Annotated in this window: 15 protein-coding genes; 7 read left to right on the plus strand and 8 right to left on the minus strand. The window is 54.9% G+C overall.

From position 1 onward, the window contains the following. Positions 1-41: 41 nt before the first annotated feature. Positions 42-1289 carry an MFS transporter gene (locus tag NI000_RS07070; RefSeq protein ID WP_253409070.1) on the minus strand — a complete coding sequence of 416 codons (1248 nt, stop codon included), beginning with the start codon at positions 1287-1289 and terminating at the stop codon, positions 42-44. A gap of 438 nt (positions 1290-1727) precedes the next feature. Here NI000_RS07070 and NI000_RS07075 point away from each other — a divergent pair, with 438 nt between their 5' ends. The 5 genes from NI000_RS07075 (at position 1728) to NI000_RS07095 (ending at position 6780) form a co-directional block, all read left to right on the plus strand. Beyond that, positions 1728-2768 (plus strand): flavin-containing monooxygenase, encoded by a 1041-nt coding sequence (locus NI000_RS07075; RefSeq protein ID WP_253409072.1) that lies wholly within the window; start codon positions 1728-1730, stop codon positions 2766-2768. Positions 2769-2825: 57 nt separating this feature from the next. Beyond that, complete coding sequence (locus tag NI000_RS07080) at positions 2826-3200, plus strand: glyoxalase superfamily protein (protein WP_253409074.1); 375 nt, start codon at positions 2826-2828, stop codon at positions 3198-3200. A 37-nt stretch (positions 3201-3237) separates the two neighbouring features. Then, positions 3238-3708: a GNAT family N-acetyltransferase gene (locus NI000_RS07085; protein ID WP_253409076.1), complete on the plus strand. Its 471-nt coding sequence runs from the start codon at positions 3238-3240 to the stop codon at positions 3706-3708. Between the two features lie 140 nt (positions 3709-3848). Then, positions 3849-6095, plus strand: a complete 2247-nt coding sequence (locus tag NI000_RS07090; RefSeq protein WP_253409077.1) for a sensor histidine kinase — start codon at positions 3849-3851, stop codon at positions 6093-6095. Then, positions 6082-6780: a response regulator transcription factor gene (locus tag NI000_RS07095; RefSeq protein ID WP_253409079.1), complete on the plus strand. Its 699-nt coding sequence runs from the start codon at positions 6082-6084 to the stop codon at positions 6778-6780. Before NI000_RS07090 ends, NI000_RS07095 begins: the two co-directional genes overlap by 14 nt. A gap of 82 nt (positions 6781-6862) precedes the next feature. On the opposite strand, the gene NI000_RS07100 is transcribed toward NI000_RS07095, so the two are convergent. Next, entirely contained in the window at positions 6863-8341 is a 1479-nt protein-coding gene (locus NI000_RS07100) for an S-layer homology domain-containing protein (protein ID WP_253409081.1), read from the minus strand. Positions 8342-8559: 218 nt separating this feature from the next. Here NI000_RS07100 and NI000_RS07105 point away from each other — a divergent pair, with 218 nt between their 5' ends. Beyond that, complete coding sequence (locus tag NI000_RS07105; RefSeq protein ID WP_253409083.1) at positions 8560-8937, plus strand: 2-phosphosulfolactate phosphatase; 378 nt, start codon at positions 8560-8562, stop codon at positions 8935-8937. Between the two features lie 12 nt (positions 8938-8949). On the opposite strand, the gene aac(2')-IIb is transcribed toward NI000_RS07105, so the two are convergent. From aac(2')-IIb to adhP, 5 genes are all read right to left on the minus strand, one after another. Next, entirely contained in the window at positions 8950-9669 is a 720-nt protein-coding gene (aac(2')-IIb, locus tag NI000_RS07110) for a kasugamycin N-acetyltransferase AAC(2')-IIb (protein WP_253409084.1), read from the minus strand. Between the two features lie 689 nt (positions 9670-10358). Further along, positions 10359-11612: a hypothetical protein gene (locus NI000_RS07115; protein WP_253409086.1), complete on the minus strand. Its 1254-nt coding sequence runs from the start codon at positions 11610-11612 to the stop codon at positions 10359-10361. 219 nt (positions 11613-11831) lie between these two features. Next, positions 11832-12197 carry a DUF779 domain-containing protein gene (locus tag NI000_RS07120; protein ID WP_253409088.1) on the minus strand — a complete coding sequence of 122 codons (366 nt, stop codon included), beginning with the start codon at positions 12195-12197 and terminating at the stop codon, positions 11832-11834. 12 nt (positions 12198-12209) lie between these two features. Beyond that, positions 12210-13730, minus strand: a complete 1521-nt coding sequence (gene adh, locus NI000_RS07125) for an aldehyde dehydrogenase (RefSeq protein WP_253409090.1) — start codon at positions 13728-13730, stop codon at positions 12210-12212. Between the two features lie 96 nt (positions 13731-13826). Beyond that, the gene (gene adhP / locus NI000_RS07130) at positions 13827-14840 is read right to left on the minus strand and encodes an alcohol dehydrogenase AdhP (RefSeq protein WP_036680493.1); all 1014 of its coding nucleotides are present in this window, start codon (positions 14838-14840) and stop codon (positions 13827-13829) included. 247 nt (positions 14841-15087) lie between these two features. Between adhP and NI000_RS07135 the strand changes: the two genes are divergently transcribed. Further along, a complete protein-coding gene (locus NI000_RS07135) occupies positions 15088-16851 on the plus strand; it encodes a sigma-54-dependent Fis family transcriptional regulator (RefSeq protein WP_309247878.1) in 1764 nt (587 codons plus the stop codon). 120 nt (positions 16852-16971) lie between these two features. Here NI000_RS07135 and NI000_RS07140 read toward each other — a convergent pair whose 3' ends face one another. Further along, complete coding sequence (locus NI000_RS07140) at positions 16972-18522, minus strand: choice-of-anchor Q domain-containing protein (protein ID WP_375540956.1); 1551 nt, start codon at positions 18520-18522, stop codon at positions 16972-16974. Between the last annotated feature and the right edge of the window lie 171 nt (positions 18523-18693).

Consider the following 18693-nt stretch of genomic DNA (forward strand, 5'->3'; position numbering starts at 1 on the left):
TCAACACTCTGAAGGCACGCCCTTAAAAGCGTGCCTTTTTGCTATTCTTGCCGTTTGCGCAGCGTCCGGCCGAACACGGCCAGAATCGGCAGCAGCAGCACCGCGGCGGTCACAAGGGACGCCCGAAGCGACAGACGGCTGCCGATCCAACCGACGAACGGACCGCCCCCCGTCTGGCCGAGCGCGTCCGATTGATTGATCATCGAAAGCACCGTCGCCCGGACCTTGCCTTCGATGTTCAGATTAAGCCACGTGTCGTAGATCGGCCCGCTGAGCGCTCCAATGATACCAAGCGCAAGAACGGAGCCAAGCGCCCAAGCAAAGCCGGGAGCGAAGGCAAACGACAAGATGGCGGCGACCCGCAAGCCGGTCAAAACAAACATCGCCACGACGACCACCCGTTCGCTGCCCATATCCAACCGCTTCTCGGCCAGCCGTACGACGATCAGACTGAGGAACGTCGTGAGGACGGAGATCAGGCCGAACCACATCGCCATCGAGAACGGCAGTTCGGCCGGGAAGCCGATCTCCTTGATCAGATGCGCTTCCCAAAGCCGGTCGTAGCCTTCCGACGCCGCGCCGCTGAACAGCGTGACGACGAGAATCATCAGCAGCACCGGCTCGCGGCGCACCACCCGTGCTCCGGACAGCCACGTCGACTTCATCTCCTGCCAATAAGAGAACTTGTCCAGCCGCTCCGGACGGACGAATTGGGTTTCCTTCATGAAAAGGAACAAAAACGCCCCAAGGCTGAGAAACATCAGACCGCTAATAACATAAGGCAGATTAGGAGCAAGCGTGGATAACCCGACGCTTAGTGCAATACCGATCAGCGTAGCGACAAGCGACAAGCGCTTGCCTTCCAGGAAAAGGCGCCCCACATGCTGCTCGCCGACTTCGTCAACGATCCAAGCCGTATCGGCCCCACTGATCAACGTCTCGCCGACGCCGCGGATACATTCCGCAATCAGAATCCACACGAACAGCGAAATCAAAGGGCTAACGCCCCCAAGCCACGGCGCACTGCCTTCCAGTACGTACGCGCCCCCGATCACCAGCATCCCGGCAATAACCGACAGCCGCCGGCCATACGTATCGGCGACGACACCCGTAATTCCTTCGAAAATCAATACCGACACTTCCAAAACCGTACCAACGAGCAGCAGCTCGAACGGATTTAACCCGAGTTGACTTATGTAATATACCGCATAGGTCGTAAAGGCCGTCGCATTGGCGAGCGACGTCATAAAGATTTTAGTCTTATACACTTGTGACGCGCGAAATTTCATGTAGTCAGATCCGCCTTTCCGGCAGACGGCACGTCACACAGGGCAGTACGGTTTCTTGCGCTTCCGTTTCATGCACACCGATGGACGGGTCATGCCGTTTGTTGTTTTATCGTTCCTGTAATCCTTAGGTTGAGTGAATAGGCCAAGCTTTTTTGCATAATGAAACACCTCCGATTGGTATACCTTCCATTATAAATAGTTTACAAAATATAGAAAGGGTAAATTTAAAAGTAACGAAACTCTCCCCGGTTTTGCACAACCGGTATAGTTTCCCTCGGCTGCCCTTTTCGTCGGCCGCTTACCTGCTATGCTTAAAAGTTATCTACATTTTCTCTTGAACTGTTGGATGAACTATTTTACAATATAAATATATGAATAAATGCTCATGTATTATCAGATTAAAATTAACTACTATGTCGTTTAAGGAGCTCGATGGGAATGAAGCAGGTTGACGTACTGGTGATCGGTGCCGGGCAAGCCGGTCTCGCGATGGGATATTATTTGAAACAGCAAGCGGTGTCGTTTGCCTTGCTGGATGCAAGCGACCGCATCGGGAACAGCTGGAGAAACCGGTATGATTCCTTGGTGCTGTTCACGCCTCGAAAATATTCGCTGCCGGGCATGCCCATGTCTGGCGATCCGAGCGGATTGCCGACCAAGGACGAAGTAGCAGACTATCTCGAAGCTTACGCGGAGCGTTATTCCCTGCCGGTACAATTGCAAACGCAGGTCATTTCGATGACCAAGACGAGCCAAGGCTTCCTCGTCGAAACGAATCGTGGAACCTACCGGGCGGGTAAAGTCATCGTGGCGACCGGTCCGTTCCACACGCCTTTCGTTCCCGGCTTTGCCTCAGGGCTTCCGGACGAACTCTATCAAACGCACAGCAGCGCATACCGGAATTCCGGCGAGCTGCTGGACGGACCTGTGCTTGTCGTCGGTGCGGGTAATTCGGGTGCGCAGATTGCCGCAGAGCTGTCCCGGGAGCGGCTAGTCTATTTGTCCGCGGGAAGCGAGCTGCATTTTAAACCGTTACATGTGCTGGGCAAAAGCATTTTTTGGTACTTCGATCTGTTCGGATTTATCCGTGCGGATAAAGGCTCCCTACTCGGTTCGTGGCTGAAGAGACAGCCCGAGCAAATTTACGGGCTCGAACTGAAATCGCTTATGGCGGATCAAAAAGTGCTGCTTAAGCCGAGAGCGGTCGGGGCGAAGGAAAACCGTATTCTTTTCGAAGACGGTTCCGAAGCGGAAGTCAGCAATATCGTATGGGCGACCGGCTACCGCAGCGACTACCGGTGGATACGAATCGATGATGCTGTTGATTCGCAGGGGAACCCTATTCACCGCGGCGGCGTCAGCCCGGTGTCCGGGCTATATTATCTCGGCCTGCCGTGGCAGTCGTCCCGGGGCTCGGCGCTGCTGGGCTGGGTAGGCCGCGATGCGGCGAAGCTGGCGGAAAAGATCCGGCGTTCGTAGATTTGCAGTCAGGTTTTGGTGTACAATAAAGTAAATAAATGTGACGGAGGTGCATCTATGAGCGATAGGTCATTCGCCTTGAAATCGGTTACCCCGATTCTTCGAATATTCGACGAAGCCAAAGCGAGAGCGTTTTACGTGGATTATCTCGGCTTCCAGATCGATTGGGAGCACCGCTTCGAAGAAAACTTGCCCTTATACATGCAAATTTCGCTTGGAGCGTGTACGCTCCACTTAAGCCAGCATCATGGGGATTGCTGCCCGGGGGCTGCGGTCCGCATCGAAGCCGAGAACCTCGACGCGTTCCATGCGAAGCTTGCGGCCAAAGACTATAAATACGCCCGGCCCGGCATTGAAACCACCCCTTGGGACACCCGTGAACTTGCGGTAACGGACCCGTTCGGGAACCGTCTCATTTTTTTCGAAGCATAACGAACCTCAAAAGCACATCAGGAGGGAACACAGAACGATGCCGGATATGTTAGTGAAGCTGTACGAGCTTCCGGATGACGCCCCGCTCCGGACCAAACTGGAGGACGCGGGCTTTACGATTCGCAGGGCGCTCGTGCCGGAGAAGCATCTGATCCGAAGCTGGGTAAAGGAAAAATTCAATCCCCATTGGGAGAGCGAATGCGACGTCGCGATTAGCGGACACCCGACCTCCTGCTTTATCGCTACCTTGGAGGACAAGCTGGTCGGATTCGCATGTTACGACGCGACCTGCAAAGGCTTCTTCGGCCCGACCGGCGTAGACGACGTATGCCGCGGCAAAGGGGTCGGTACCGGTCTGCTGCTGGCCTGCTTGCACGACATGCGGGCCCAAGGGTACGGCTATGCCGTGATTGGCGGCGCGGGTCCGGTCGCTTTTTACGAAAAGACGGTCGGTGCGATAGAAATTCCAGATTCCAAGCCGGGGATCTACAATGGAATGCTCCGTTAATAGGTCTCCTCTATTGACCTGAGACCGAATACAAGCTACACTAGAAAGTACAAGCAGGGGAATTTCCAGCGGCCGTGCCGCATGGAAAGGCTTCTGCTTTTCTATTTTTCCCACCCACTCTAACAAACCGGGAGGAACCCGTGAATCATCGTTCGTTACGCACTCATCTGACGCTGGCCTTCGCGGTTATGGCGATTGTGCCGGTGCTGATCCTGGGCACCATTCAGGTGCAGCAGATCAACAAGCTGACGCAAGAGTATAACAAAACGCAGGAGCATGCGACGAAGCGTCTCGCCGACGCCGTCGAAACGTACGTTTATTATTACCGCAACGCCGTAGATACGCTCGCCACAACGATTAGCGCATCCGGTCCCGGGTTTCGCGACCGGGCCGGCTTGACGCGCAAAATCCAGTCGGTGAAAAATAACCTGCCCGGCTTCTCTCAGCTCTATGTGACGGATGAGAACGGCGCGATCAAAGCTCTCTCGCCGGATGCGGAAAGCGGCAATGCGCATGCGCTGCCGGTCGGCACCGATCTAAGCTCGCGGGAGTACTGGAAAAAAGTGAAGCTGACGCTGCAGCCCGCGATTTCCGTACCGATGCATGGCGCCGAGGGCGGATCTGCGCCGTTCGTCGCCATCGCCGCTCCGCTTTACAGCGAAAACCGGGCTTTTGAAGGCGTTGTGATCGGAATACTCGACATGGGCCAAATCGCAAGGCTCGTCACCCAATACGATTACGGACCGGGCGCTTATCCCGCCGTGCTCGGTCCGGCCGGCAGAGTCATCTACCACCCTCAGAGCGAGCTGGTACAGTCCATCGCGGATTTGTCCGGCGAACCGGCGGTCCAAGCGGCGGCCTCCCTCAAGGAAGGGATGGACAAGTTCGTCTCCGGCGCCAATGGACAGAAAGAGCTTGTTTCCTTTAAAACGATCAACAGTCTTGGCTGGACAGTGTGGGTCGGCCGCTCTTACGCTGCGGTACAGGAGGCTTTTTTCGCCTCGCTTAAATCGACGTTTCTACTGCTCTTGCTTACGCTCGGCTTGACCGTGCTTCTGGGCTCCTACTTGGCCAAACGGCTGAACCGGACGATCCATGCGCTGGTTCGCTACACGCAGTCGCTCGCCGCCGACCGCTATACCGCGCCGAGCGAGCCGCTGTCTTCGCCGGGCGCGCCGTACGAGATGCACTATTTGGCAAGCCAATTTGCGCAGATGGCCGAGCAGATTCATGACAACCGGCAGGCCTTGCTTGAGCTGAACAGCGAACTGGAGCAGCGGGTCGAGGAGCGGACGCTCAGCTTGCAGCAGCAGCATGCGACGCTCGCCGCCATCCTGGAGAGCTACTCCGACGGCATCGTCCTTATCGACGTGAATCAGCAGGTCGTGCTTGCCAACCGCCGGATGGCCGAACTGTTCGGGTTTGACGGCAAAGAGCTCCTAAGCTTGACGGAGGAGGAACTGCTGAGCCGGATCGCCCGCAAGATGCCGCAGCCGGACGAGGAATTCGCCCGAATCGGCCGCAAGCCGAATCCAACCGGCAAATTTACGCTGGTCCGCTCCCCCGGCGACGAACGGGTCGTCCAACTGGCCTCGTTCCAAGTGACGGATGGCGGCAAGGAGTTCGGACGCGGCTACGTCTTCCGGGACATGACGAAGGAGCATGAGATCGACTCGCTGAAGAACGACTTGATCTCGCTCGCCTCGCATGAGTTCAAGACCCCGATTACGAGTATCAAAGGAAGCGTCGAGACGCTGCTGCGCAAGCATGCCGGATGGGACGAGGAGTTCAAGCAGGAGCTGTTGGAAGGCATTCACGAGGATATCGGCCGGATTCAGGAGCTGATCGACGAATGGCTCGACATTTCCAAGATCGAAGCCGGAGCGCTGAGCATTCATCCCGCTCCCGTCCGGGTCCGCTCTGTCGTCGAAGGAGCTTGGCAGAGACTGCCTCACACCCTCTCGGCCGATGCGCAGCTTCATATCGACTTGGACGAGGAACTGCCGCTTCTCTATGCGGACAAACGAAGAATGGAGCAAATTTTTATCAATCTGTTCACCAACTCCATCCGTTACAACGAATCGAAGCCTCATATCCGGGTCACGGCGGAGCCGAACGGGCTGAACGTGCGGATTTTCGTCAAGGACAACGGCATTGGCATTCCCGAAGCGCATCTGCCCCACATTTTCGACCGGTTCTACCGGGTCGACGTTTCGTCCAGCCGCCGTACCGGAGGAACGGGACTGGGGCTTGCGATCTGCAAAGGCATCATCGACGCTCACAGCGGCTCGATCGAAGTACACAGCACGGAAGGCACAGGCACGACGATGATCGTCTCGGTACCTATCTATTACGGCCAAACGGAGGACGACAATGAAGAAACATAAAATCATGATCGTAGACGACGAACCGAAAATTTTACGGTTTATCGCCGCCAATTTGAAATCGGCCGGTTATGAAACCGCCACGTGCGCAAGCGGCGCGGAAGCGCTGGAGGCGGTTGATCTGTTCGATCCCGATCTTATTCTGCTCGACGTCATGATGCCGGGAATGGACGGCTTCGAGGTATTGACCCGGCTCCGGACCTATACGGACGTGGCGGTCATCATCCTGACGGCACGGAGCAACTCCAGCGACAAGGTGCAGGGACTGAATCTGGGGGCCGACGATTATTTGACCAAGCCGTTCTCGCTGGATGAGCTGTTCGCCCGCGTCAGCGCCGTGCTGCGGCGCTTTGATCGCGGCAGCGGACAAATGACCGCCGCCAAGGAGCTGCGCCTCGGCCCCATCGTCGTCAATCTGGCCCAGCGCCGGGTGTGGCACGGCGACAGCGAAATCAAATTTACGGACACGGAATACAAGCTGCTTGTCCAATTGCTCCAGCATGAAGGCAAGGTGCTGACCCACGAGCAGCTGCTGACCGAAATTTGGGGCAGCGAATACCGCGACGATGTCGAATATTTGCGCGTCACCATCGCACGCATCCGGCAGAAGCTGAAAGCCGTCCTTCCCGAAGGTCAATGGATCGTAACCTACCCCGGCGTAGGCTATATGATCCAAAACGGCGGTTAAACGTCAAAAATCCATCGGCCTTATCCAAGGACCGATGGATTTTTTATATGGGCTGATTATGTTACTGCGTCTCCTGCCGCTCTTATTTCGCGGTGAGCGTGACGTTCGATGCCGTTGCCCAGTTTCCGACCGGCGCAACCGTATACGTCGTTCCCGGCGTCAGCTTGCCGCCGTTCTGCAGATCAAACGTCCCGACAGCGCCTTTGCGCGAGGTCAACTTGTAAGTCGCGTTCAGCTTGGTGCCGTCGGCGGCTGTCAGCACGATGCTGCGGAGAGCGAACAGCTCGTCTTTCGGATCTGCCGACAAGGTCACGTTCAGCGAAGCAGCATCGACTTGTTCAACGGATTGAATTTGAAGCGGCGCGATTTCTTTCGCCGTAAACGTCGGATTGGCAACGGTCGACCAATCGGAAGTGACTGTATACTTAACGCCCGGCTTCAGCGTCTGACCTTCCGGCAGGCGGAATTTCGGAGCTTGGCGCCCGTCCGTTGCTTGCGTGAACGGCACGTACGAAGCGACAATCGGCTCTCCGTTTTCCGGCGTGATCGTGACCTGCTTGCCTCTCATGGACGAAATCAACTGATACGTTTTGCCGTTGTACATGTTGTTATCGTCCAGAACAAACTCAAGACCGCCGCGCTTTCCTTGGTACGCTACGACCACGTTGCCGTAGTCGGTAACGCCGTCTTCCAGCTTCGATTCGATTTCGAACGTATCGGAAGCCACTTGCTGCACGGAGTTCATCGAAATTTTGTTCGTCATCGCTTCGAAAGTGCCAATTTTTTTGCCTTTGTAGGAGAACGTGTAGGTTGTGCCCGCTTTTTGCGGAGAAACCGGCAAAATGTAGGTCGATTTCGAACCCGATTTCAGCTGCGGAATGTTAAGCGGCGTCAAGCCGTTGTCGAACGTGAAGTTCGCTTTGGCCTTCTCCACGTCGATTTCTTCCTTCGGCAGCGGCGCGGAGAACGTAATTTGAAGCGTGATCGGGTTCACGGCCTTCCACTCCGTCACTTGAATGGAAGCGACCTGCAGCGCGGCATGGACTACGATAGCGGCTTCGGCGCGGTTAATGGGGCTGCTTCCCGAGTAAGCCGTACCCAGCGCATTTTTCAGCGTGGCCGCATCGGCTTTGGATGCCTTGGCAACAATCGCGATCAATTGATCCTGCGACAGCGAATCGTTCGGCTTAAAGCCGCCGTTCTCCCCGGTCATGGCGCCTTGGCCGACGACCGCGTTCACGTATTCGTGGAACCAGTCGGATTTCTTAACATCGCTCCATGCGGCCGCCTGGCCTGCAGCTTGAAGCTTGAACGCTTTGACTGCCATTGTCGCAAGCTCGGCTCTGGTGATCGTTTGGTTCGGACGGAAGTCATGCTGGCCGTAGCCTTGAACGACCTGGCTTTTTTCGAGCGCTTCAAGCGCCGTCTGGTAAGGCGCCGATACGCTGACATCGGTGAACGAGGCCGCTGCCTGTACATTCAATACATGAATCGGAGCAAGCGAACCGAGCGTGACAGCAGTCGTCAGCGCGACAGTCGTGATCATCTTTTTCGTTTTCATCAAAGTCATCTCGCTTTCAGGAACGTATTTTCAAGCAGGGGTTTATGAAGTTATTTCGTACATGACCTATCTTACCGCCCGAACCGTTACAATCGAATAAAAATAACGGCGGCCGCATTACAAAAACGTAAAAAAGCCTGAGCTTTCATTCTCGCTCAGGTCCCTATCCTTAAAGTTTATCAAATGCGCGCCACCGCAAATTAGTATCCGTCACCGGGATGTCCACCGCTGGCGAAGTACTCATCGTGGATGTGCTTAGCTTCTCTTCCACCGTCGTGACAGCTGTTGAGCACGGAGCGGAAATTTATCCGTATCCCCCACCCATCAATGAAAAAGCTAAAGCTTATGCGGATGAGTTAAATGCACAGCTCGTACGGGGAAGAGCGGAAGCGGAAAAATGGGGCGGCCACTCGTTGTCGCCTTCGTCCTTTACTTCCGCCGAATTGATCGGGGATTCTTCGAGTGGACGCGAGCTTCGGGAGCGGGGCTATGTACAAGATGTGACCCATTGCTCCCTGGTGGACATCTTCAAAGCTGTTCTTCCGCTTTACAAAGACGGGTTTATAAAAGCTAACGAGCTATCGAAATTTCACTGACACGGCATGAGGTCAAGCGATGGTGAAATTGACTCCATAGAAGGACAAGCCCGTTTTTCTTGCCACATTCTGAGACGATAAATTATCGCACAAAGTGCTGTATAACGGGATGCACTCCATGTTCCGCACCACCATCGCCCATCCAGCAACTACGGAAGCGGCATATCCCCTCCCGCGAAACCCGTCCAAAGTCTCAAGTCCTGCTTCGTGCGCCCGGGATGTGATGCGGACGCTGCGGCAGATCGAGACGGCCCTGGCATCGCGTACGAGTGCTATGCAGGGCTGGGCATAGTCGATTTCCGAGATCAGCCATTCGAAGCCGCCGCGCAATAATTCGGTCATATTTTCACGAGTGACACTGACTACTTCCATTGTCGGCACGGTGGTGTCAGGAATAAGATAGCAAGGTCCCATCGTGAAGCGTTCGCTTTGAAGGAGGTTCATATAAGCCTCGAAATGCTTCGGATTCGTTTGAAAATCTCTTACGATCGGTTCGTCAGCACACAACGCCTCCAATTGCCGGGCAAGCGTATCCGGGACATCATACCGAAACCGACAAAGAGCCGAACCCTCTATCGTTCGCCCTAAGAAAAACCGAGGGGCGGAAGGCTCTCCGGGCCATGGCTCGTTTATTGTGCGAAGCCTCATGTTCCGATCATGTGTAAACATGGCCTCAACATGCATTTCCATCAATTCATGGGCGGTTGGTTTGATTTTTTCCCTATCGATCATGCTTCCACTCTCCAATCCGTTACTACGACTAGGTACCTCTTTTATAAGAGTATCAGAAATGATCCGAAATAACCTGGGAAAACATAATGATAATCGAATTATCCTGTCATTCGAACCCCGCTCCACCCCATTGCCCCGAAAAATTGGAACCCTTACCCCAAGACAGCTGCACCCTATGAGCTAACTATAGAGGAACCACGATGCGCTATCCTGCCTCCCACCGGCCGATTTGACAGCTTAGAGGAACTCAGATGCGCTATTATGCTGCACAGATAGCTTTTTACTATTTTTCGACACGGATAGCGAATCTCAATTCCCCTAGTTCAGGCGGCGGTCACCGCAAAATCATTTAGCACATCCCCGTTCCTCTATAATAGATGCGGCCGTTTGCCACATTACGAGAATTAATAATTCTCAACAAATAAAAAAAGCAGAGGCGTAACCCCCTGCTCTTTCCTTCCTGCTTATTGAAGCACCCGATTCAAAAATTTATCTTGCTTCATAATAATAGCGGCGGACCGTAGAAAATGATCTTCCAGAATGCAGCCGGGATTGGAATACCGCACCCTGATGGGCGGTGATTGCCGCAATACTCCCGATCGCTATCGGGATTGATGGGCCTTGTAAAAACACACGTCACGTCTTCGAACGAGATGTCCCCGGTCCCATGGATGATCCCGCTAACCCGCTCATACCATTACAAGTTCGTCCACAAGATGGGTTTCAAGCCGCGGGGCCTCAATTGCTGTATTCGTCGTAATTTCGCGCCAATCGAAGCAACTGCGAATTGTCCGTTCGTATTTTCCATTGTATAACTGCCGGTCGGCGTTCAAGATATCCTGCAGCACCTTCCCATAATGCAGATCTTCTTTGGACGTATTGCTCCAAGCGGTTGCCATTAACTTACCGAAACGATCCCTTGCATCTAACAGCGCATCTTTGAATTCCTTCTCCTTGCCTTGATACAGCGCTGTGAATTGCTGCTGAACCTCCGGAACCTGTTCAAAATGAGCCGAATAAGCACGATCCCCCAGCTGCTGCGAGATGAGTCCACGCTCGATCAAATTGATTTGGAACATTTCCACCAAAATATCGAACGCCCCGCCTGTAAACGGTTCAGACAAATCGTGCGCCTCCCGGCCCACCGTTGACATTTTCTTATTGTTGAATGCTATCCGGATAGACCGTCCATTTCGCAATTCGCCCATCCGAGACAATTCGTTTACCGAAAACAAGTTCCCCTTGGTGCTATGCAGTAGAATGTCGAGGACCGAATCAAAATGTAACGTGGATACAATAGCCACAAGATCGCCAAAAGCTTCGTGATGTCCTCCGTATTCATCCGTGATTTGAATTTGCGGGACACCGATGACGGAGTATTTGATCGTATGTCCCATCTCGTGCGCCAGAACGTCAAAATTTTCGCAGTAGGGATTATCGTAATCCAAACCATGTCTGTCTGGCCTAGCGGGAAAACCAAACTCGAGAAAACCTTCCAATCCGGAATGGGCATTCCCCCATTCCACCCGAGGAATTAACAGGAGCTTGGGTGGATTAAACGGCCAAGGAATCGTCCTCCCGAAATAATCTTCCCAAATATCCATCACCCTCCGAACCGTCGCGTACATCGTGGCTGCCGAAAATGCGCGATCTCCAGGACGGAGATGATCGAAATGACCTTCAGCATTGGGTTGAACCGGAGGGGCATGAGGACCTTGATATCGGTACGCAAAATCAGGTGAACCGTTGAACCCGAACGGGATCTTATCCAAAGCATCGACGACGTACATTCTTTCATCTTCGGGTCCGGCTTGAACGGATCCGGGCGGAACATTGATGTATACCACTTCGGGCTGTTCGAATCCTGGCACCGTTTTATTTTGCGGATAAATGAGAAATCTGGTCCCTTGCTCTCGCGCGCGGGCATCCAATAACTGTGACATGCAGATCCTCCTTGGTTTGTATGATATAGTTCTGTAATATAATGTTTTTTTATCGAATCCTTTATACGTTAGATTGGAAAGGCAAAAAAGCCCTTGCATGTAACAAGGACTTTGCGATCAGATTAGGCTGTCATCGTCTACCCCCTGTACTCGAAGGAGCATCGAATTTACAGCCCTAGTATAGTCAAAAGCGTTCTCCACAACAACCTGCCGACAGGATTACAACAATCCGAGCGCTTTCCGCTCCTCGTCGGTAAACACGCGCGACCGGGTCAAAAACCGGACGCCCTCCGGGCCTTCAAGTGAAAACATGCCGCCTCTCCCGGACACCACGTCAATGATTAGCTGTGTATACTTCCAATAGTCATATTGAGCTTGACTCATATAGAACGAAGCGCCGCCGATCTCGCCGAGCCGGACGTCCTGTTCCCCGATCAAGAATTCCCCCTCCGGATAGCACATGGGAGAGCTGCCGTCGCAGCAGCCTCCCGATTGATGGAACATGACGGGGCCGTGTTTGTCCTGGAGCAGCCGGATTAAGGCCAACGCTTCGTCCGTTGCGAACACCTTCGGGACGGTATCCATCGCGCCTCCGGATCAGAAGAAGCCCAAGGCGTCCGTGCTGTAGCTGACCAGCAGGTTTTTCGTTTGCTGGTAATGCGACAGCATCATCTTATGCGTCTCGCGGCCAATCCCGGAGCCCTTGTACCCGCCGAACGCCGCATGCGCCGGATAGGCATGATAGCAGTTTGTCCAGACTCGGCCAGCCTGAATGTTTCTTCCGAACCGGTAAGCCGTGTTGATATCCCGAGTCCACAGTCCGGCACCCAGTCCGTACAGCGTATCGTTGGCGATGGCCAACGCTTCCTCCTGATCCTTGAAGGTCGTAACGGAAACGACCGGCCCGAAAATTTCCTCTTGGAAAATACGCATTTTGTTGTGGCCTTTGAATACCGTCGGCTGAACGTAATAACCGCCGCTCAGGTCTCCTTCGAGCGCCGCCCGGTCTCCGCCGATCAGACATTCGGCTCCTTCCTGCTTCCCGATGCTCAGGTAAGACATGATTTTCTCGACCTGCTCGGAGGACGCCTGCGCGCCGATCATCGTTTCCGTATCGAGCGGGTTGCCCTGCTTGATCGCCGCTACCCGCTGCAAGGCCCGCTCCATGAACTGGTCGTAGATCGACTCCTGAATGAGTGCGCGGGATGGGCAGGTGCACACTTCGCCTTGATTCAGCGCGAACAGCACGAAGCCTTCAATCGCTTTGTTCAGGAAAGCGTCATCCTTGGCGTACACATCCTCGAAGAACAGATTGGGCGACTTCCCGCCGAGCTCCAATGTGACTGGGATGATGTTCTGCGAAGCATATTGCATGATCAAGCGTCCCGTCGTCGTTTCGCCGGTGAATGCGATCTTGGCGATGCGGCTGCTCGAAGCGAGCGGCTTGCCGGCTTCGAGGCCGAAGCCGTTCACGATGTTCAGCACGCCGGCCGGCAGCAGGTCGGCAATCAGCTCCGCGAGCACGAGAATCGACGCCGGCGTCTGCTCCGCAGGCTTGAGCACGACGCAGTTGCCGGCCGCCAGCGCAGGTGCGATTTTCCACGTTGCCATCAGCAGCGGGAAGTTCCACGGAATGATCTGCCCGACGACGCCTAGCGGCTCATGGAAATGATAGGCGACCGTATCGCTGTCCACTTCCCCTAGCGTGCCCTCCTCTGTACGGATGCAACCGGCGAAATAACGGAAATGATCGATGGCCAGCGGCAGGTCGGCGGCAAGCGTCTCCCGGATCGGCTTGCCGTTGTCCCACGTCTCCGCGACGGCGAGCAGCTCCAAATTCGCTTCCATACGGTCCGCGATTTTGTTCAAAATTTGCGCGCGTGCAGCTGCCGACGTGCGGCCCCAAGCGTCTTTGGCGGCATGGGCTGCGTCCAGGGCCAGCTCGATATCTTCCGCCGTAGAGCGGGGAACCTCGCAAAAGGCTTGACCCGTCACAGGCGTAATATTGTCAAAATACTGCCCTTTCACCGGCGCGACCCATTGACCGCCGATAAAGTTTTCGTAGCGCTTCTTGAACGTCACCTTGGCTCCGGTTTGTCCTGGTTGTGCATAGATCATCGTTTCGTCCTCCCACGGTTGGATTGGATAGATTATGAATAGGTATATGTGTTGATACAGATGTATGCGGCGGATTCGAATGTATGCCTTGTACCGTTAATCGAGCGTCAGAACGACACGTCCGTTGACCTGACCTTTTTGCAGCCGGTCGAACACTTCATTGATCCGGTCCAGCGACTGCGTTTCGATATTCGTCTTCACCTTGCCCCGCGCCGCAAAATCCAACGCTTCCTGCAAATCTTTCCGCGAGCCGACAATCGAGCCCTTGACCGTTACGCCGTTCAACACGGTGTCGAAAATCGGGATCGGCAAATCCGCATTCGGCAGTCCGACGACGACCAGCGTGCCGCCACGGCGAACCGAACGGTAAGCCTGCTCGAACGCTTTCGGTGTCACGGCGACGCTGATTGCGGCATGCGCTCCTCCGATTTCCCGCTCTATCGCTTCGGTAGGGTCTTCCTTCTGCCCGTTGACGGTCAAGTCGGCTCCCAAAGCCATGGCAAGCTCCAGCTTATCATCATGAATATCGACGGCGACGACATGGTAACCCATCGCTTTGGCATACTGGAGCGCAACATGGCCGAGTCCGCCGATGCCGTAAATGGCAACCCACTCGCCGGGCTTCGCCCCCGTCACCTTGAGCGCCTTATACGTCGTCACGCCTGCGCAGAAGATCGGAGCCGCATCCACGTAGCTTAAGCTATCCGGAATTTTCGCCACATAAGCGGCCGGCGCTTTGCAGTACTCGGCATACCCGCCGTCCACCGAATAGCCTGCGTTGAGCTGGTTTTTGCAGAGCGTCTCCCATCCCGTCAAACAATAATCGCATTCGCCGCACGCGGAATAGAGCCAAGGAATCCCGACGCGGTCCCCGACCTTAAGCGAAGTCACGCCTTCGCCCAGCGCCACGATTTCGCCAACGCCTTCATGCCCCGGAATAAGCGGCAGCTTCGGTTTGACCGGCCAATCTCCGTGAGCGGCATGCAGATCGGTATGGCAAACCCCGCACGCTTTAATCTTGACGAGCACTTCGCCGTGGCCAATCTCCGGCACGGGTACGTCTTTAATCTCCAATTGCTGGTGAAACTCATTCACAACGGCCGCTTTCATCTTGATGAATTCCTCCCCTTGAGATATGTTTTTTGACTTCGCTATAAATAAAGCAAAAAGCGTGCCAATACGTGTGAACTGCGTCACATAAGGAAATTTTGAAAGCGTTTTATTAAAAGTTGTTTCATTCCGGAACACTTCCTCCGTTCTTTCTGGTTCAAAATAGAACAATTGCTGTGAACAAATGGTGAACCTTTGCAGGTTGTGATATTCTATACCTATATTGATGTTTCCGGAGGTGTCTTTCTTGTCATCCTTGGACATTCAGATTTATTCGGAGGTTGTAGCCAGCTCATGGAAGCGCTGCCAGCGGTACGGACTGAAGCCGACCGACCCGTTTGATGACCGTCTGCTGACCGGAAAGCTCTTTCAGGAGCGATTGAAAGAAAACGCAACACTCGTACGTCATGCCTCGCAAATTTTCGACACCATTAAACCTTTTATTCAGCAGTCCGGCCAAACGGCCCTGCTTATCGATGCCCAAGGCTGCATTCTGTACGCTGCCGGGGACCCCGGCTTTTCGAAACGGGCGGAAGCCGTTCAACTGCAAGTCGGGGCCGTATGGGACGAGAAACGCAAAGGCACCAATGCGATCGGCGTCGCCATCACCGAAAAAATTCCCGTCCGCGTCCATGCGGCGGAGCATTTTTGCCAGGCCAACGCTTTTCTTACCTGCGCTTCTTCCCCGATTTTCAGTCCGACAGGCGAGCTGATCGGCGTCATCAATTTCAGTGGCAAGCGGGAGACCTACCACCACTACAGTCTGACCCTTGCCGTTATGGTTGCGGAATCGCTGCAAAACCGGCTGCTGCTGGATGAGGAGAAGCAGGATCATCTCGTGACACTTCAAGAGCTTGAATTCACCGCGAACCATAACCCGCTCCCGCTGCTGTCGCTCGACAGGGACAATCGGATCATACGGGCGAACCAGGCGGCGCTGCGGGCCGTAGGCAAAGATGCGATCGGCAAGCCGTTCAACGGCATCGAGGGCTTTTCGGTCAAAACCATTCAGGACAGCAACCGCACCGTCTCGCGCTCCGTAGCTGTCCGCAAGCCGCAAGAAGGCCGGCACGGCCTCTACAGCTTCTCCGACATCGCCGGGATATGTCCCAATTTTGTGGAAAAGAAGGAACTGGCCTCCAAAGCGGCACTCACCGATATTCCCGTCCTTCTGCTCGGTGAAAGCGGTACGGGCAAAGAGCTGTTCGCCCAATCGATCCACTCGGCAAGTCTGCGGGCGGACCGCCCTTTCATTGCCGTCAACTGCGGCGCGATTCCGGATAGTCTGGTGGAAAGCGAATGGTTCGGCTACGAGCGCGGAGCGTTCACGGGAGCAAACCGGGAGGGAAGTACGGGTAAATTCGAGGCGGCGCATACGGGAACGATTTTTTTGGACGAGATCGGGGATATGTCGCTGCGCGCACAGGCGGCGCTGCTGCGCGTGCTGCAGGAGCGTACCGTCACGCCTGTCGGCAGCACCAAATCGAGACGCATCGATGTGCGAATCGTCGCGGCCACACACAAGCATTTGCCGCTGGAAATCAAGGAAGGGCGCTTCCGCGCGGACTTATACTATCGGCTGAAGGGCATCCAGATCACGTTGCCTTCCTTGCGAGAACGATCCGATCTGTTGACGCTCGTCGAGCATTGGCTGCATAAGAACGGCTGCCCGCACCACCAGCTGCCGGAAGAAACGAAGCGCAAGCTGCTGCGCTATGGCTGGCCTGGCAATATCCGTGAGCTGCACGGCGTGCTGACGCAAGCTTCGTTTCTCGCAGGAGAAGGGCCGATCCGTCCCGAGCATCTGCATTTTGACGAACTTGACCAAACGGACACCTTTGAATGCAGGAGTGACGGTCCGTCCGTGCCGACATTAAGGGATGCGGAGATCGGAGCGATCCAGCGGGCGCTGCGGTCGACCGGCTGGAACCTCAGCAAATCCGCCGCCCTCCTCGACATCGGCAGGACGACGCTGTACCGGAAGATCGAGCAGTATGGCATTGAGCCGTAACCGTCCGATAAAAATGAAAAACGGGAGAGCTCCCGCATCCATGCGGCGCTCTCCCGTACTTATCTTCTCTTCTGCTCGAATCTTCTCAAACTTAAATGAACGCCCTGCAGGCTTTCCAAGTTAAGGCGTGGCTTCGTACGCGCCGATATCGACGCCGCTCCCCTGCACTCTTGGCTGCCCGTCGAGATCCGTGGCACCGATGATGGCCGGCTCCGTCGACCCGGCGTTCATCGCAGGAGAGGTTGCTTTCAAATGAAAATTGTTTGCCGATGCGTTCACGAACCCGGGATCGGCAAACTTGGAGTGCGTATCGTTCCCCGTTCCCGACTTATAGGCGGCAAAACCGGTATACTCCTTGTTTTTCCAAGTCCAGGTCGCATTCGAAGTGCCTCCCGGCGCGTAGTACAAGTTATAATCGACAACATTGCCGCTGTTTTTCGTATATTCGTTATAAATCAAAATGTTTGATGCGCTGGCCACCATAATATTGTTTTTGACGATGTTGTTCTGCGTGTCATATTGGAGCAGCAGTTGGCCGCCGCCGAGATTTTTCGTATCGTTCTTATACAGCGTATTGTTGACGACGATGCAATTAACCGTCGATCCCCGCTTCGTATCGTAGCCGCCCATGGCAATGCCCGTATACCGGTTGCCGTACACCAGGTTGTTGCGGATCGTGACGCCGCTGGTCGATTTACCTTGATGCTCGCTGGCGATTTCAATGCCGATGTCGTTGTTGTAGCTGTAGTTTTGCTCGATCACGGTGTCTTTTCCGCCGTCCACATAGATACCGCCCGCTGCGTTCGAATCGTTCGGGAGCGTTTTGCCGTAGGAAGGGTTGTTGTTGGACGTAATGTTGTAGACGGTATTGCCGCGAATCAGGCCGTTTCGGGCTTGGTCGTAAGCCGGATTGGGCGCTTTTCCTTCGAAGCCGATAACGTCGATTCCGATATTGTCGTTGTCGTGAATGAGATTATTCGTAATTTCGAATGAATCGACATTCCCGTTCACCACCAACGATTCGCTGGAACCGAGCACCAGATCGCTCAGCGTGTTACCGTCGATGATGACATGCTCTAGCGCTGCCGGTGCTTTCGTGCCGTACACGGCGATGCCGTGCGAATCCCGGCCGGCCAAATCCGAGCCGAGCGTCGCGGTGTTCTTAATGTGGTGAACGTTGTTGTTGCGAAGCTCGATATGGCTGCCCGCACCGCGGACGAAGATGCCGACCGGCATTTTGCCTTTGGCCGATGTTGCGTAGTTGCGGATTTCGAAGCCTTTGAGCGTGATGTAGCTGGCATCGGCAATGTCCACGAGACCCTCACTGCCGGACACGGACAAGCCGATTCCGTCGATAATCGCCGCTTGAGCGGGAGAGCTCTCGAAGGTGATCGGTCCTGCGGCTGCCGATCCGGATTTTGAAATCTTCAACTTCTGGTTGTACACCCCGCCCAATACATAGACGGTGCTGCCCGGAACAGCATGATCGGCGGCGTATTGCAGCGTTTTCCACGGGGCGCTGCTGCTTGTACCGGGATTGCTATCGCTGCCTGACGTCGACACATAGTACGTCACGGGATTCGCTTGCGCTTGGGGCATTCCCACACTTGCTGCCAGCATGCCGAAAAGGATGGCGGCGGCTGCGATGACGCGGGGCGCCTGGTTTCGAATTCGGATCACGAACGTTCATCTCCTTTAACGTTGGATATCGGCATAGTTACTACCTGCTGCATTGCAGACTTCCCCTAAAACCACTTCTGTCGCCTGGTGCACACCACCTCCTTTAGCTGAGCATGAGGCGGCCCCCTGCAAAAAAGCCCCGCAGGCAGGCCGCCCGCGTCT

It is taken from the genome of Paenibacillus tyrphae (genome assembly GCF_024158745.1).
In the GTDB taxonomy this organism is placed as follows: Bacteria; Bacillota; Bacilli; order Paenibacillales; family NBRC-103111; genus Paenibacillus_G; species Paenibacillus_G tyrfis_A.

Coding starts and splice junctions, on each gene's coding strand:
- adh (WP_253409090.1), bottom strand. CDS start 13,730: ATGATCTATGCACAACCAGGACAAACCGGAGCCAAGGTGACGTTCAAG.
- adhP (WP_036680493.1), bottom strand. CDS start 14,840: ATGAAAGCGGCCGTTGTGAATGAGTTTCACCAGCAATTGGAGATTAAA.
- NI000_RS07080 (WP_253409074.1), top strand. CDS start 2,826: ATGAGCGATAGGTCATTCGCCTTGAAATCGGTTACCCCGATTCTTCGA.
- NI000_RS07075 (WP_253409072.1), top strand. CDS start 1,728: ATGAAGCAGGTTGACGTACTGGTGATCGGTGCCGGGCAAGCCGGTCTC.
- NI000_RS07070 (WP_253409070.1), bottom strand. CDS start 1,289: ATGAAATTTCGCGCGTCACAAGTGTATAAGACTAAAATCTTTATGACG.
- NI000_RS07095 (WP_253409079.1), top strand. CDS start 6,082: ATGAAGAAACATAAAATCATGATCGTAGACGACGAACCGAAAATTTTA.
- NI000_RS07085 (WP_253409076.1), top strand. CDS start 3,238: ATGCCGGATATGTTAGTGAAGCTGTACGAGCTTCCGGATGACGCCCCG.
- NI000_RS07100 (WP_253409081.1), bottom strand. CDS start 8,341: ATGAAAACGAAAAAGATGATCACGACTGTCGCGCTGACGACTGCTGTC.
- NI000_RS07105 (WP_253409083.1), top strand. CDS start 8,560: ATGTCCACCGCTGGCGAAGTACTCATCGTGGATGTGCTTAGCTTCTCT.
- NI000_RS07115 (WP_253409086.1), bottom strand. CDS start 11,612: ATGTCACAGTTATTGGATGCCCGCGCGCGAGAGCAAGGGACCAGATTT.
- NI000_RS07120 (WP_253409088.1), bottom strand. CDS start 12,197: ATGGATACCGTCCCGAAGGTGTTCGCAACGGACGAAGCGTTGGCCTTA.